The sequence below is a fragment of the Sphingobium aquiterrae genome, from assembly GCF_037154135.1.
Lineage (GTDB): Bacteria > Pseudomonadota > Alphaproteobacteria > Sphingomonadales > Sphingomonadaceae > Sphingobium > Sphingobium aquiterrae.
Genome location: NZ_JBANFL010000003.1, coordinates 225,054 through 239,194 on the forward strand (window position 1 = coordinate 225,054; position 14,141 = coordinate 239,194).

Annotated in this window: 15 protein-coding genes; 9 read left to right on the top strand and 6 right to left on the bottom strand. The window is 66.1% G+C overall.

The features are described 5' to 3' along the window. The 5 genes from WFP78_RS04990 to WFP78_RS05010 all read left to right on the top strand — a co-directional run bounded on the left by WFP78_RS04990 (position 1) and on the right by WFP78_RS05010 (position 5,609). Positions 1-1,563 (top strand): type II and III secretion system protein family protein, encoded by a 1,563-nt coding sequence (locus WFP78_RS04990; protein ID WP_336959310.1) that lies wholly within the window; start codon positions 1-3, stop codon positions 1,561-1,563. Between the two features lie 12 nt (positions 1,564-1,575). Next, positions 1,576-2,250: a CpaD family pilus assembly protein gene (locus tag WFP78_RS04995; RefSeq protein ID WP_336959312.1), complete on the top strand. Its 675-nt coding sequence runs from the start codon at positions 1,576-1,578 to the stop codon at positions 2,248-2,250. Positions 2,251-2,252: 2 nt separating this feature from the next. After that, entirely contained in the window at positions 2,253-3,536 is a 1,284-nt protein-coding gene (locus WFP78_RS05000; RefSeq protein WP_336959314.1) for a pilus assembly protein CpaE, read from the top strand. A gap of 69 nt (positions 3,537-3,605) precedes the next feature. Beyond that, the gene (locus WFP78_RS05005; protein WP_336959316.1) at positions 3,606-4,601 is read left to right on the top strand and encodes a type II secretion system F family protein; all 996 of its coding nucleotides are present in this window, start codon (positions 3,606-3,608) and stop codon (positions 4,599-4,601) included. Positions 4,602-4,613: 12 nt separating this feature from the next. Further along, positions 4,614-5,609, top strand: a complete 996-nt coding sequence (locus WFP78_RS05010; protein ID WP_336959318.1) for a type II secretion system F family protein — start codon at positions 4,614-4,616, stop codon at positions 5,607-5,609. 64 nt (positions 5,610-5,673) lie between these two features. Here the strand turns inward: WFP78_RS05010 and WFP78_RS05015 are convergent, their stop codons facing one another. From WFP78_RS05015 to WFP78_RS05035, 5 genes are all read right to left on the bottom strand, one after another. Then, a complete protein-coding gene (locus WFP78_RS05015; RefSeq protein ID WP_336959320.1) occupies positions 5,674-6,366 on the bottom strand; it encodes an aspartate/glutamate racemase family protein in 693 nt (230 codons plus the stop codon). 119 nt (positions 6,367-6,485) lie between these two features. Continuing rightward, positions 6,486-7,904, bottom strand: coding sequence for an NAD(P)(+) transhydrogenase (Re/Si-specific) subunit beta (locus WFP78_RS05020; protein ID WP_336959322.1), 1,419 nt, complete (start codon positions 7,902-7,904; stop codon positions 6,486-6,488). Next, a complete protein-coding gene (locus WFP78_RS05025) occupies positions 7,904-8,188 on the bottom strand; it encodes an NAD(P) transhydrogenase subunit alpha part 2 (protein WP_336959324.1) in 285 nt (94 codons plus the stop codon). The genes WFP78_RS05020 and WFP78_RS05025 overlap by 1 nt, the downstream gene beginning before the upstream one ends. A 49-nt stretch (positions 8,189-8,237) precedes the next feature. Next, positions 8,238-9,356, bottom strand: a complete 1,119-nt coding sequence (locus tag WFP78_RS05030) for an NAD(P) transhydrogenase subunit alpha (RefSeq protein ID WP_336959326.1) — start codon at positions 9,354-9,356, stop codon at positions 8,238-8,240. 27 nt (positions 9,357-9,383) lie between these two features. Then, positions 9,384-9,509 (bottom strand): aa3-type cytochrome c oxidase subunit IV, encoded by a 126-nt coding sequence (locus tag WFP78_RS05035; RefSeq protein WP_336959328.1) that lies wholly within the window; start codon positions 9,507-9,509, stop codon positions 9,384-9,386. A 188-nt stretch (positions 9,510-9,697) separates the two neighbouring features. On the opposite strand from WFP78_RS05035, the gene WFP78_RS05040 reads away from it, so the two are divergent. Together WFP78_RS05040 and WFP78_RS05045 are read left to right on the top strand one after the other, a co-directional pair. Continuing rightward, complete coding sequence (locus tag WFP78_RS05040) at positions 9,698-11,104, top strand: sigma-54-dependent transcriptional regulator (protein ID WP_336959330.1); 1,407 nt, start codon at positions 9,698-9,700, stop codon at positions 11,102-11,104. Positions 11,105-11,233: 129 nt separating this feature from the next. After that, positions 11,234-11,872: a hypothetical protein gene (locus WFP78_RS05045; RefSeq protein WP_336959332.1), complete on the top strand. Its 639-nt coding sequence runs from the start codon at positions 11,234-11,236 to the stop codon at positions 11,870-11,872. Between the two features lie 33 nt (positions 11,873-11,905). Here WFP78_RS05045 and WFP78_RS05050 read toward each other — a convergent pair whose 3' ends face one another. Next, complete coding sequence (locus WFP78_RS05050; RefSeq protein ID WP_336959334.1) at positions 11,906-12,649, bottom strand: hypothetical protein; 744 nt, start codon at positions 12,647-12,649, stop codon at positions 11,906-11,908. Positions 12,650-12,896: 247 nt separating this feature from the next. Between WFP78_RS05050 and WFP78_RS05055 the strand changes: the two genes are divergently transcribed. Both WFP78_RS05055 and rarD read left to right on the top strand, forming a co-directional pair. Beyond that, positions 12,897-13,118: a hypothetical protein gene (locus tag WFP78_RS05055; RefSeq protein WP_336959336.1), complete on the top strand. Its 222-nt coding sequence runs from the start codon at positions 12,897-12,899 to the stop codon at positions 13,116-13,118. Further along, on the top strand, positions 13,115-14,032 hold the full coding sequence (gene rarD / locus WFP78_RS05060; protein WP_336959337.1) for an EamA family transporter RarD: 918 nt from the start codon (positions 13,115-13,117) through the stop codon (positions 14,030-14,032). The genes WFP78_RS05055 and rarD overlap by 4 nt, the downstream gene beginning before the upstream one ends. Positions 14,033-14,141 lie beyond the last annotated feature (109 nt).

Sequence of the window (14,141 nt, forward strand, 5' to 3'; positions counted from 1 at the left end):
ATGGACCGGACCACCATGACATTCATGCGCAAGACCGTCGCGTCGGCCGCGGCCGTGGCGCTGACGCTGGGCGGCGGCGTGCTGCCGACCGCAGCGGTACAGGCCGCCCCTGCTCCGACCGGCCCTGCGTCGACCGGCCCTGGCTCCACGAGCGACGACGGCGCCCTGCTGATGTCGGTCGGCGCGAGCCGGGTCGTCAACCTGCCTTCGAAGATGACCGACGTGGTCATCGCCGACCCGACGGTGGTGGACGTGCATGTCCGCTCCGACACGCAGCTCTACATCATCGCCAAGAAAGCCGGCGAGACCAATGTGTTCGCCACGGCGGGCAACGGCAAGATCCTGTATTCCGGCACGGTGCGGGTGGGCAACAACCTGACCAGCATCGACCAGATGCTGAAGCTCGCCATGCCCGAGGCGGACATCCAGTCGAACAAGATGAACGGCATGGTGCTGCTGACCGGCACGATCAAGGCGCCGGAAGACGCGGCCGAGGCCGAACGGCTGGTGCAGGCGTTCGTCGGCAAGGAGGTGACGGTGGTGAGCCGCCTGCGCACCGCCACGCCGCTGCAGGTCAACCTGCAGGTCAAGATTTCCGAAGTCAGCCGCAACCTCATTCACAAGATCGGCACGAACATCACGGGTCTGGGCACTGGCTCGGGCAGCTTCACCGGCTATCTGGGACGCAACACGCGCAATGCCATCACGGATAATGGCGCGGTCGTGAACCTTCCGGGGAACATCACCCGTTCGGTGACGTTCAACCAGCCTGCGGACAATTCCACGACCATCGGCTTCCTCGCCAAGCTGTTCGGCATGGACATCGCCGGGGCGCTCGACCTTGCCGAGACCACCGGCCTTGCGACCTCGCTCGCCCAGCCGAACCTGACCTCGATCTCCGGCGAGACGGCCAGCTTCCTGGCAGGCGGCGAATATCCCTACACCATTTCCAACGGCACGCAGGGCAACAGCATCGAGTTCAAGCAATATGGCGTGCAGCTGGCCTTCACGCCGACCGTGCTGGCCGATGGCCGCATCTCGCTGCGCGTCCGCCCGACCGTGTCGAGCCTCGACTTTTCGGTGAACTCGTCGGTGCCGGCGCTCAAGAGCCGTACCGCCGAGACATCGGTGGAACTGGGATCGGGCCAGGCCTTCATGATCGCCGGGCTGCTGAGCGCGGAGACCGGGAACAATGTCGACAAGGTGCCCGGCATCGGCAACATCCCGATCCTCGGCAGCCTGTTCAAGTCGCGCCAGTTCCAGCGCAACGAGACGGAGCTGGTGATCGTCGTCACCCCCTATCTGGTGAAGCCGGTCAATGCGGGCGAGATCAAGCTACCGACCGACGGCTTCCGCAGTGCCACCGAAGCGCAGGGGCTGCTGTTGCAGCAGGGCTCCGACGGACAGAGCGGCGTCAACCGCCCGCTGCCCAGCATCGCACCGGGCGGCAGCGTACCCGTCCACACGCCGTCGTCGGCGTCCGGCACCGCCGCCGCCGACCCGCGCAAGGCGGGCAAGTCCGCAAGCGCAGGCGCCGCCGCCGCACCCGGCTTCAGCTTCTAAAGGATCGCAAGGATGTCACACATGATGAAATCCGCCATCATCCGCCTGGCACTGATCGGCGCGGCCGCCCTTCCCCTCGCAGCCTGCGGCATGGGGCCGGACGGCAAGGCCATCGGCTTCAACCGATCCGTGGACTCCATCCACCAGCCGGTCGTCAGCTATGCCTCCTTCACCTATGACGTGCAGGCGGCCGCCGGCGGTGGCGTGAGCCCCGCGGAGCGCGCCCGGCTGGACGACTGGCTGACGTCGATCAATGTCGGCTATGGCGATCATGTCGCCATCGTTACCGATCAGGCCAGCTATGGCGCGGCCATGCGCGACGGCATCGCCCTTGTCATCGCCCGCCGCGGCCTGCTGGTCGAGGAAGACGGCACGGCGCAGGCCGGAGTCGCCCCCGAAGGCGCCGTGCGCCTGATCGTGCGCCGCGCCAGCGCCGCCGTGCCGGGGTGCCCGGACTGGCGCGAAAAGGCGGAAAACAACGGACAGGGCGCCGCGTCCTCCAACTTCGGCTGCGCGGCCAACGCCAATCTGGCCGCCATGGTCGCCAATCCCGACGATCTGGTGCGCGGCCAGAGCAGCGACAGCGACCTGCGCACGGCAACGTCGACCCGCGCGATCCAGACCTATCGCGACAAGGCACCGACCGGCGCGGGCGGGCTGCAGACCATCAGCGCAGGGGGTAAATAAGCATGAACGCACCGTGGAAGCCCGTCGGATCGGCCGCGCGTGATGCGTTTGCGGCCTTTGTCTGCGACGAGAACAGCTTTGACCTGATGCGCAGCATCGCCATCGAAATGGGCTGGCCGCCGGAAAAGGTCTCCAAGGGCGGCCTGCGCAATGCGGTGCAGACCCTGTCGGTCACGGCGAGCCCCAACATCCTGTTCGTCGACATGTCCGAAAGCGGCGATCCGCTGAACGACATCAACGGCCTGGCCGAAGTGTGCGAGCCCGGTACGGTGGTGATCGCCGCCGGGCAGGTGAACGACGTGCGCCTGTATCGCGATCTCATCGCCAGCGGCATTTCGGACTATCTGCTCAAGCCCTTCGGCCCGGACCAGCTCCGCGACGCCATCGCACAGGCGCAGGCCGTGTTCGCGGCGCCGCGGCTTGAGGCCAGCAGCGATCGCCCGCATGCGACGATCGCCGTCATCGGCACGCGCGGCGGCGCGGGCGCATCGACGATCGCGACATCCCTGGCATGGGAACTGAGCGAAAAGGCCAGCCGCAGCACCGCCCTGCTCGACCTGGACGTGCATTTCGGCACCGGCGCGCTCGCGCTGGACCTGGAGCCGGGGCGCGGCCTGACCGACGCCATCGAAAATCCCAGCCGCATCGACGGCCTGTTCATCGAACGGGCACTGGTGCGCGCGGGCGAACGGCTTGCCATCCTCTCGGCCGAAGCGCCGATCAGCCAGCCGATGCTGACCGATGGCGGCGCCTTCTACCAGTTGCAGGAAGAATTCCGCGCCGCGTTCGAATGCAGCGTGATCGACCTGCCCCGCAACATGCTGATCCAGCATCCCCACCTCATCAACGAGGTGAACGTGACCGTGCTGGTGACGGAGCTGACGCTGGCGGCGGCGCGCGATTCCATCCGCATCCTCTCCTGGCTGAAGAGCAATGCGCCGCAGACGCGGGTCATCGTGGTCGCCAACCGGGTGCAGCCGACCGCGCTGGAGATCACGCGCAAGGATTTCGAACAGTCGATCGAGCGCAAGGTGGACATCGCCATCCCCTTCGACGTGCGCAACGCCGCGCAGGCCGCCAAGCTCGGCAAGAGCTTTGCCGAAGTGGCGAAGAACAGCAAGACCGGCGCCGCCTATGCCACGCTGATGAAGCAGGTGCTGGGCGCGGTGGAAGAGGATGACGGGGCCGCCGACGAGGCGCCCCGATCCTCCTCGCTGCTCGGCAAGCTTTCGGTTGCGAAGATGCTGCCGCGCAAGAAGGCCAAAGAGCTGGCGGCCAAGGGTTGACGATGCGCGCCCCGGCGCGTGCGATAGGACAGCTTGTGATGGAACAGCTTGCGATAGGACAGGCGTGACATGGATTTTCAACTGCTCCTGATTGTCGGGCTGGTGATGAGCATGCTGGTGCTCGTGATCTTTGCCTTTTCCGGCCCCAATGCCGAAAAGGCGGGCGCGCGCCGCATCGCCACCATTCGCGGCCGGCACAGCGAAACCGCCGAGTCCGTGCTGGAAGCGCGGATGCGCAAGGCCATCTCCAATCGCCGCGGCGAGGAGATGAAGCTGCTCGTCTCGCTGGTGCCCAATCCCGAAACGCTAGCCAAGCGCATCCGCATGACCGGCAAGAAGTGGACACTGGGCCAGTATATGACGGCCTGCTCCGTGATCTTCCTGGTGCTCACTGCCGTGATGATCGTGCGGGGATGGCCGCCGCTGCTGGCCTTGTTCCTGGGCCTGGCGGCCGGCCTTGGCCTGCCCCACTGGTGGGTGTCGAAGCTGATCGCCAAGCGGATCAACCGGTTCACCGTCAACTTCCCCGACGCGTTGGAACTGCTGGTGCGCGGCCTGCGATCGGGCCTGCCGATCACCGAGACGCTGGGGCTGGTCTCCAGCGAGGTGCCCGGCCCGGTGGGCGAGGAATTCCGCCTCGTCACCGAGCGGATCAAGATCGGCAAGACGATGGACCAGGCCCTGCAGGAAACCGCCGATCGGCTGGGCACGCCGGAATTCCAGTTCTTCTGCATCACGCTCAACATCCAGCGCGAGACCGGCGGCAACCTTGCCGAAACGCTGCAGAACCTTGCCACGGTGCTGCGCCAGCGCGCGCAGATGAAGCTGAAGATCAAGGCGATGTCGTCGGAATCCAAGGCGTCGGCCTATATCATCGGCGCGCTGCCCTTCATCGTGTTCGGCCTGATCAGCTACATCAATTTCGACTATATGATGCCGTTCTTCACGCCCGATCCCAGCCGGATGTTCGGCCTGAGCCTGATGCAGACGATCGGCATCGGCGGCATGTGCTGGATGGGCACAGGCGCGTTCATCATGTCGCAGATGATCAACTTCGAAATCTGAGGGAAGACAGTCATGCAAGCCCTTCCTTCGCCCGGCGCCACGCTTTTCGGCCTGACCGCGACCGACATCGGCACGTTGCTGGCCGCGCTGGCGACCTTTGCCATCCTGGTGGCGATCTATGCCGCGACCACGGTGCGCGACCCGATGGCCAAGCGCGTCAAGGTGCTGAACGAGCGCCGCGAACAGCTGAAGGCCGGCATCACCGCCTCGACCGCGAAGCGCCGCGCCAAGCTGGTGCAGAAGAACCAGACGACCGACCGGATGCGATCCTTCCTGTCGAGCCTGAAGGTGCTGCAGGACGACCAGCTGAAGGACGCGCAGGTGAAGCTGGCGCAGGCGGGCATCAGGTCGAAGGACTGGGCCGTCGCCATCATCTTCGGCCGCATGATCATGCCGATCCTCGTCGGCGGCAGCGCGGCGCTGTTCCTCTACGGCTTCGATACGCTGCCGGACTGGGGACCGATGAAGCGCTTCGGCGCCTTCGCGGTCGCGCTGCTGCTCTCCTACAAGGCGCCCGACCTCTATATCGGCAACAAGATCACCAAGCGGTCCGCCGCGATCCGCAAGGGCATTCCGGACGCGCTCGACCTGCTGGTCATCTGCGCCGAGGCGGGGCTGACCGTGGACGCGGCCTTTGCCCGCGTGTCGAAGGAACTGGGCCGCGCCTATCCCGAACTGGGCGACGAGTTCCAGCTGACCGCGATCGAGCTGAGCTTCCTGACCGAACGCCGCATGGCCTTCGAAAACCTCGCCCAGCGCGTGAAGCTGGACGCGATCAAGGGCGTCGTCACCACCATGGTGCAGACGGAGAAATACGGCACGCCGCTCGCTTCGGCATTGCGCGTGTTGTCGGCCGAATTCCGCAACGAGCGCATGATGCGCGCGGAGGAGAAGGCCGCACGCCTGCCCGCGATCATGACCGTGCCGCTGATCCTCTTCATCCTGCCGACGCTGTTCGTCGTCATCCTGGGGCCCGCCGCCTGCTCGATCAGTTCGGCGTTCAAATAACGGAATTCAGGGCTTAAGAGGGGGAAAGCGGGGGTGTAGCCGATGGCCGCGCTCCCGCTTTTTTTCATCCGCCCAGAATGAAGTCTACGCCCGCCTTCGCATGGATGGACGTGCAATCGTAGATCGGCAGCACATTGGCCTTCACGTCGACGATCAGCTCCAGCTCGGTGCAGGCCAGCACGACGGCCTGCACGGCCTCCTTGGCGATGTCGGTCAGTTCCGATTTCATATAGCGTTCGGATTCGCGGCTGATCTTGCCCACGGTCAGCTCGTCATAGACGATGCGGTCGATCCGGTCGGCCATCTCCATGTCCGGCGGCAGCAGCGAAATGCCGTGGCTGACGAGGCGCTGGCGATAGAATTTCTCGGTCATCACATTGCGCGTGCCCACGAGGGCGGCGGAATGGATGCCGTCCGCCTTCATCTTTTCGCCCACCACCTCGGCGATGTGGATCACGGGCACCTGCACCGCCTCCTGCACGCGATCGTAGATGCGGTGCATGCTGTTGGCGCAGATCAGCAGCGCCTCCGCCCCGCCCGCCTGCAGCCGGGTGGCGGCGGACACCAGCGGTCCGGACGCGCAATCCCAGTCGTCGTCGGACGAACAACGGGCGACCTCCGCGAAATCGAGGCTCTCGACCAGCAGCGGCGCGCTGTGGAAGCCCCCCCTGGCGCGATGCACGGCCTCGTTGATGATCTGATAGTAGCGGGCGGTGGACGTCCAGCTCAGACCCCCGATAAGACCGATTTTGCGCATGATGCTCCCATTTTCTCTTTCCTCAGGCGCCGCTCTGACGGCAGAGGCCCCGCCCCCTTCCCTGGCGGAAGGCAGCGGGGCCTCATATTACGCCGCCATCAGGATGGCGCGATCCGCCGTCAGTGCGCAAGCCCCTTGACGATTTCTTCCACCATCTTCTTGGCGTCGGCCAGCAGCATCATGGTGTTGTCCATGTAGAAAACCTCGTTGTCGACGCCGGCATAGCCCGCGCCGCCCATGGAGCGCTTCACGAACAGCACCGTCTTGGCGTTGGCGACGTCGAGGATGGGCATGCCGTAGATCGGCGAGGACTTGTCGGTCTTCGCCGCCGGGTTGGTCACGTCATTGGCGCCGATGACGAAGGCGACGTCGGTCTGGGCGAATTCGCTGTTGATATCCTCCAGCTCGAACACCTCGTCATAGGGCACGTTCGCTTCGGCGAGCAGCACGTTCATATGGCCGGGCATGCGGCCCGCGACCGGGTGAATGGCGTATTTGACCGAAACGCCTTCCTTCTTGAGCAGGTCGCCCATCTCGCGCAGCGCGTGCTGGGCCTGGCTGACCGCCATGCCATAGCCCGGCACGATGATAACGCTGTCCGCCTGCTTCATCAGGAACGCCGCGTCCTCGGCCGAACCGCGCTTGTACGGACGGTCGACCACCGGCCCGCCGGCGCCCGAAGGCCCGGCATCGGCGCCGAAGCCGCCCGCGATCACGCTGATGAAGCTGCGGTTCATCGCCTTGCACATGATGTAGCTGAGGATCGCACCCGAAGACCCCACCAGCGCGCCGGTGATGATCATCGCGCTGTTGTGCAGGGTGAAGCCCATGGCCGCGGCGGCCCAGCCCGAATAGCTGTTCAGCATCGAGACGACGACCGGCATGTCCGCGCCGCCGATGGGGATGATGAGCAGGAAACCGATGACGAAGCTCAGCGCCGTCACCGTCCAGAATACCCAGGGGCTCTGGTCGGTCACGAAAAAGGCGATGAGGCCGATGATCGCGGCCAGCGTGCCGAGGTTGATGAGGTGCCGGGCGGGCAGCATGATCGGCTTGCCCGACATGTTGCCGTTCAATTTCAGGAACGCGATGACCGAACCCGAAAAGGTGATGGCGCCGATGGCGACGCCAAGGCCCATCTCGATCCGGCTGGCCTGGTGAATCTCGTTCGTCGCGGCATCCAGGATGCCGAAGGCGCCGGGGCTCATATAGGCCGCGACACCCACCGCCACGGCGGCAAGGCCGACCAGGCTGTGGAAGGCCGCCACGAGCTGGGGCATGTCCGTCATCGCGATCTTGCGGGCGGTGACGAAGCCGATGCCGCCGCCAATGGCGATGGCGATCAGGATTTCCCAGAGATTGGCGATTTCATGCGTATAGAGCGTGGTGGCCACGGCAATCGCCATGCCGGCCATGCCGAAACGGTTGCCGCGACGGCTGCTTGCGGGACTCGAAAGCCCGCGCAGCGCGAGGATGAAACAGATGCCGGCGACCAGATAGGCGAGCGGCGCGACCCAATCGGGAAGAGCGTACAGCATCAGTTACGCTCCTTCTTCTTGTACATGGCCAGCATGCGTTCGGTGACCGCGAAGCCGCCGAAGATGTTGACGCTGGCGAAGACGACCGCGAGCAGGCCGATATATTTGGCGATCTCGCTGTTCGCTTCCGCGCTCGCCACCAGCGCGCCCACGATGATGACGGACGAAATGGCGTTGGTGACGGCCATCAGCGGCGTGTGCAGGGCCGGCGTGACCGACCAGACGACATAATAGCCGACGAAACATGCCAGCACGAAAACCGAAAGAATGGAGATGAAGTCCATGATGACCCCCTTTTGCCGGCCCGGCGCGTAGGCCGGGCGGCCAAAAACATCAGAGCAAACGCTCGTTCACGATCCTGCCGCCCTGCGTCAGGCGGATGGCGTTGCCGATTTCCTCGTCCAGCACCGGCGCCCCCTTCTCCTTGTCCCAAAAGGCGGACAGGAAGTTGTAGAGGTTGCGCGAGAACAGGGCCGAAGTGTCGGTGGCAAGGCGCGAGGGCACATTTTTATGCCCCACGATCTTCACCCCATGCTTCTCCACGATCTCTCCGGCGACGGCGCCTTCGACATTGCCGCCCTGCTCCACCGCCAGATCGACGATGACGCTGCCCGGCTTCATGCTGGCGATCTGCGCGTCGCTGATGAGGCGCGGCGCGGGCCGGCCGGGGATCAGCGCGGTGGTGATCACGATGTCCTGCTTGGCGATGTGGCTGGAGACCAGTTCGGCCTGCGCCGCCTTATATTCGTCCGACATCTCGGTGGCGTAGCCGCCGGTGCCCTCGCCCTCGATGCCGGCCACCTTCTCCACGAAGATGCCCTTGGCGCCGAGCGATTCGATCTGCTCCTTGGTCGCGGCGCGCACGTCGGTCGCGGAAACCTGGGCCCCCAGCCGGCGCGCGGTAGCGATCGCCTGAAGCCCGGCCACGCCCACGCCCATGATGAACACGCGCGCGGCGGACACCGTGCCCGCCGCCGTCATCATCATCGGGAAGGCCTTGCCATATTCGGCCGCGGCGTCGAGCACCGCCTTGTAGCCGGAGAGGTTCGACTGCGAGGAGAGGATGTCCATCGACTGTGCGCGGGTGATGCGCGGCATGAACTCCATCGCCAGCGCCTCATAGCCCGCCGCCGCATAGGCATCGACGCGGGCACGCTCGCCAAAGGGGTTCATGCCCGCGACGATCCATGCGCCCGGTGCGGCGCCGCCCAGGCTTTCCGGGTCCGGCCCCTGAACGCCCAGCACGATGCCCGCGCCGGAGACGACATCGGCGCGCGGCCCCACGGTCGCGCCGGCCGCGGCATAATCCGCATCGGCAATCGACGCGGTCAGGCCGGCGCCCGCCTCCACCGCCACATCGGCGCCCAGTGCAATGAATTTCTTTACGGTTTCAGGCGTGGCGGCCACGCGGCGTTCGCCGGCGGCCTGTTCTTTCACGATGGTTATTTTCAACTTTCGCACCCCCTCCAAAAGCGATGGTCAGCTCGAGATCAGCAGAATGACGAGCGCCGCCACCGCGACGCAGGCGACCGTGCCCCATTTCATCAGCCCGACGAAGCCGGCATAGGTTTCCGTCGCGCTTTTCATGTCGTTGCCCGAAGCCATGAATAATCCCCTGTCCCAATTGATCCGTGCGCAAGACCGACGCGGATTCCCGGCCGCTTCCTGGGGCCGCCATGAAAAACTCGCCGTTACCGGGCGGGATTAATCGGCCCTTTACCCCAAGGCAATAGCATCTGCTCCTATCAATTGCAGGGGGTTGGTTAAGCTTGCACAGCGGTGTTCCATATCTGATGCTGATCGACGACGAACCGGCGCAGCGCCGGCTGGTGTCGGCGCTTGCCGCCCGCGCGGGATGGCGCACGCTGTTCGCCAATGACGGCGAAATGGCGATGGCCATGCTGGGCACGCAGGACGGGATGCGGCTGGACGCGATCGTCATCGACCAGTGGAGCCCGGAATATCAGCCCGCAGAGCTTATCCGCGAGATCAGGGTACAGCGGCCGGCGCTGCCCATCCTGATCCTGACGGCGCATAACAGCGTGGCCGTGGCGGTGGATGCGATGCGGGCGGGCGCGACGGACTATCTGTCCAAGCCGATCGCGCCGGACCGGCTGCTCGCCGCGCTTAACGCGACGCTCAGCGACGGCGCGGACGCAGGTGAGCTTCGCCCGCTGACAGAAAAAATATCCGCGCCGCTAGCGTTTGAAGAGATTGTCGGTTCCGCCCCCCTGTTCCGCGCCGCGCTGGCCGTAGCGGCAAAGGCCGCGCGCGCGCGCGTGCCGGTGCTGATCGAGGGCGAAAGCGGCGTCGGCAAGGATGTAATGGCCCGCGCGATCCATGCCGCATCCCCGCGATTCCGGCAGCAGATGGTGACGGTGAATTGCGGCGCGATTCCGCCGAACCTGGTCGAATCGGAGCTGTTCGGCCATGAGCGCGGCGCCTTCACCGGCGCGTTCGACCGGCATGTCGGCCGCTTCGTCACCGCGGACATGGGCACCCTCTTCCTGGACGAGGTCAGCGAACTGCCGCTCGACGCGCAGGTGAAGCTGCTGCGCGTGCTGCAGGATGGCGAGGTGCAGCCGATCGGCGCGCGCATGCCGTCCCATGTCGACGTGCGCGTGATCGCGGCGACCAACAAGACGCTGGCCGACGAGGTGGAGGCCGGGCGCTTCCGCGAGGATCTCTATTACCGCCTGAACGTGGTGCAGGTGACGGTGCCGCCGCTGCGCGAACGCGGGGGCGACGTGCCCGCATTGTCCCGCCACCTGCTTGCCCGCATCGCCGGGCAGCCGGGGCTGCGCAGCCTGGGCATCACGGCGGAGGCGCTGGCGCTGCTGATGCAGCATGACTGGCCGGGCAATGTCCGCCAGTTGCAGAACGCCCTCTTCCGCGCCGCCGTGCTGTGCGAGGGCGACGCGCTGACGCCGCAGGACTTCCCCCAGATCGCCGCCCAGATCACCGCCCGCCGGACCGGCGGCAGGACGGTGTCGCAGGTTTCGCATCAGGATGCGGCCGGCGTCACCCTGTTCGAGGAAGACGGCCATGTCCGCGCGCTGACCGATATCGAGGCGGACGTCATCCGCCTTGCCATCGGCCATTATCGCGGACGCATGACGGAAGTGGCGCGGCGCCTGGGCATCGGCCGCTCGACGCTTTACCGCAAGCTCGCCGAACTGGGGATCGAGAGCGCCGCCTGAGGGCCGGCCCGAGAACCGGCCCGAGAGCCGACAGGCGCGCGCGCGGGGCCGGCCGGCAATGGCGGCTATCTGCTCCGGTCGGCGCACCATAGATTGAAATCGGACGCCGCCTATGCTTTGGCTGGGGCCATGAAAGCTCTTCCCCCGCGCTTCGCCTCGATTTCCCTCGCTGTCCTGCTGCTCGCCGGCTGCGGCCGACAGGAATCGGTGGACGACCTGCCCTCCGCCAATGAACTGGCCAATGCCTCCCGCGCGGAACTGCTGAAGGCGGAAAAGGCCGAAAAGGACGAGCTGGGCGCCGCCAGCCGCAATTATGTGAACGACCCGCACGGCTTTTCCGTGCTGCTGCCCGAAGGCTGGGCCCGCGATGCCGCCGCCAGCAACGACATGGGCGTCGTCGCGTCGGACCCGGGCGCCGGGGCGGAAATCCGGGTGTTCTGGTCGGCCAACAGCAACGACAGGGACCTGCAGCAGGTCGTCGAGGTGATGAACGAGGGCTCCGAAGCGGTCGACGGCAGTTTCGTCGGCCAGAGCGAATATCGCGGCACCGCCAATGACGGCGAAGGCAATAATGTCGCCGTGCGGATGATCCGCAAGCAGGACGGCTCGCTGATCACCGCGACCTTCGTCTATCCCGAGCTGCTGAGCGAACAATATATGCAGATCGCCGAGCAGACGCTGGATACGCTCCGGGTGTTCGACGCGGCGACGGCCAAGGCCCCGGCACCCGCTGGCAAGGCCGAAGCGGCGGGCAACGCGGCGGAATAGTTCAGGCCCATATGGGCAGAATGTCCGTCGGCCCTACAGGCCGCTGTTGGCGATCAGGTCGACGGTCGTGCCGCCACCCGGCGCGGCGCTGAAGCCGACGACATAGGCGCCGCCGTCGGCCGTGCGGACGCCGCCCAGCATATGCTGCCCGTCCAGCACTTCATGGCTGGCATCATAGCCGGCGCGCCGGGCGCGGGTATAATAGAAGTCGATGGCGGCCTGCATCGGCACGTCCGTCACGAAACTCGCCGCGCGAATCTTGCAGTCCACGCCGTCCGCGCCCGCGGCCTCGGTCAGGCGGGCCCTGGGATAGATCGGGAAATCCTGCGGCAGGCGCTGCGCCCACTGCATGCCATAGTCGATCCTTGCGGCGCATCCCGCGCGCGCGCCCTGCTGCCGGCGAGCGAGCGCCCCCAGCGTCAGCGGCGTGTCGCCGGCGCTGGCGGGCACGGCGGCGGGCGCGTGCATCAGCGCGCCGCCGGCCAGCCGCGTCGCCGCATCGGCCGCAGCCTTCGCATCGCCCTTCAGCACCGGCACGGCGCCGTCCACGGGCCGGTCGGGCGGCCGCACCGCATTGGGATTGGCCTGGTCCGTCAATTGGGGATCGACGACGATCTGGTCCTCCAGCGCCCCCCTGAGCGCAGGATCGGCAACGCCATTGGTCAGCGCCGCATCGAGCGCGGCGAGATTGCTCGCATCATTGCCGCGCCCGCAGGCGGCAAGGCAAAGCGGCAGGGCGACGAGCACCGTCGCGATCGGCAGAACAGGCACGGCCATATATCGGTACTCCCAGAGACCCGTCCCAAGACCCGACCGGGCAATCACGGCGCAGCGTTGATGATACAGCGTTAATTTTCCGTAAGGGGAAAAGGTTAACTGGCAAATTTTCCCTTAACGCTGCCTCCCCGCGCCGATACGGGACCATCTTTTGGCGACCCGGTTCCCAATAGGCCAATCTTTCAAGGAGCCAGTCTTTCTCAGGCGGCCTGTTGCGTGTGCCGCGATATCGACCCATCTAGGCGTGATGCTGAACCTGCTGTCCGCCCTGATCGGCATTGCCACGCTGATCCTCATGATCCCGACGGTGATCCCTCTGACCGGCTGGTTCAACTGGATTCTCGTGCCGTTCGCCTTGATCGGCGCCTTTGTCGGCCTGTTTTCCCGCAGCAATGGCGGGCGCAATTTCTGCCTGATCGTGGCCGGGCTGGGCGTGCTGCGGCTGGTGCTGGGCGGCGGCATCGTGTGAGCGCGACGGGGAGCGAAACGCAACGGCAAAAGGAAGCCAGTGGCCTGCCCCATGGCATCGCCGCCTATCTGCTGTGGGGGCTGTTGCCGATCTATTTCAAGCTGCTGCCCGATGTCGGCGCTGCGGAGGTGGTCGCGAACCGCATCCTCTGGTCGCTGCTGCTGATGGCCGGCATTCTGGGCGCGACCGGCGCGCTGCGCGAATTCAGGCGCAATGTGCGCAATGGCCCGATCATGCTGGCGATGGCGGGCAGCGCGGCGCTGATCGGGATCAACTGGCTCGTCTATATCTGGGCGGTCGGCCAGGGGCATATATTGGGCGCCAGCCTTGGCTATTTCCTGAACCCTCTGGTCAATGTCGCGCTCGGCGTGCTGGTGCTGAAGGAAAGACTGCGCGGGCTGCAGAGCGTGGCCATCCTGTGCGCGGCGGCCGGCGTGGCGATGATGGCGGTCTCCGCGCTGGAAACGCTGTGGATCAGCCTGGCGCTGGCCTTCAGTTTCGCCCTCTATGCCCTGATCCGCAAGGTGGCGCCCATCGGCCCGCGCCAGGGGCTGGCCGCGGAGACGCTGATCCTCTCGCCGCTTGCCGCGGTCTATCTGATCTGGCTTGCAGGCACCGGCGCGCTGCATTTCGGGAGCGACGCAAGGACCAGCATCCTGTTGGCGCTGAGCGGCATCGTGACGTCGGTGCCCCTGCTGCTGTTCGCCACCGCCGCGCGGCGGATGCCGCTGTCGGCGCTGGGCCTGCTGCAATATCTGGCGCCGACGCTGCAGTTCCTGGTCGGCCTGCTGCTCTATGGCGAGCATCTGGGCGGCGGCCAGCTTGCCGCCTTCGCGGTGATCTGGACGGGGCTTGCCATCTTCACCATCGATTCGATCCGCACCGTGCGGAAACAGCGGCTGGCGACCGCCTAGGGGCCCGCGCCATGCGGTGCAGGCGAGCCTGGAGCAGTGAACGATTGGATTGAATCGTTCACCGCTCTGATGGTCTTTTGTTTTCCGCATTCTGCGAGCCGCCGGCTGT

Bases quoted from the DNA above. Each gene is read 5' to 3' on its own strand.
- WFP78_RS05040 (WP_336959330.1), top strand. From the start codon at position 9,698: ATGCTGATCGACGACGAACCGGCGCAGCGCCGGCTGGTGTCGGCGCTT.
- WFP78_RS05025 (WP_336959324.1), bottom strand. From the start codon at position 8,188: ATGGACTTCATCTCCATTCTTTCGGTTTTCGTGCTGGCATGTTTCGTC.
- WFP78_RS05005 (WP_336959316.1), top strand. From the start codon at position 3,606: ATGGATTTTCAACTGCTCCTGATTGTCGGGCTGGTGATGAGCATGCTG.
- WFP78_RS04990 (WP_336959310.1), top strand. From the start codon at position 1: ATGGACCGGACCACCATGACATTCATGCGCAAGACCGTCGCGTCGGCC.
- WFP78_RS05050 (WP_336959334.1), bottom strand. From the start codon at position 12,649: ATGGCCGTGCCTGTTCTGCCGATCGCGACGGTGCTCGTCGCCCTGCCG.
- WFP78_RS05035 (WP_336959328.1), bottom strand. From the start codon at position 9,509: ATGGCTTCGGGCAACGACATGAAAAGCGCGACGGAAACCTATGCCGGC.
- WFP78_RS05010 (WP_336959318.1), top strand. From the start codon at position 4,614: ATGCAAGCCCTTCCTTCGCCCGGCGCCACGCTTTTCGGCCTGACCGCG.
- WFP78_RS05055 (WP_336959336.1), top strand. From the start codon at position 12,897: ATGCTGAACCTGCTGTCCGCCCTGATCGGCATTGCCACGCTGATCCTC.
- WFP78_RS05000 (WP_336959314.1), top strand. From the start codon at position 2,253: ATGAACGCACCGTGGAAGCCCGTCGGATCGGCCGCGCGTGATGCGTTT.
- WFP78_RS05045 (WP_336959332.1), top strand. From the start codon at position 11,234: ATGAAAGCTCTTCCCCCGCGCTTCGCCTCGATTTCCCTCGCTGTCCTG.
- WFP78_RS04995 (WP_336959312.1), top strand. From the start codon at position 1,576: ATGTCACACATGATGAAATCCGCCATCATCCGCCTGGCACTGATCGGC.
- WFP78_RS05015 (WP_336959320.1), bottom strand. From the start codon at position 6,366: ATGCGCAAAATCGGTCTTATCGGGGGTCTGAGCTGGACGTCCACCGCC.
- WFP78_RS05020 (WP_336959322.1), bottom strand. From the start codon at position 7,904: ATGCTGTACGCTCTTCCCGATTGGGTCGCGCCGCTCGCCTATCTGGTC.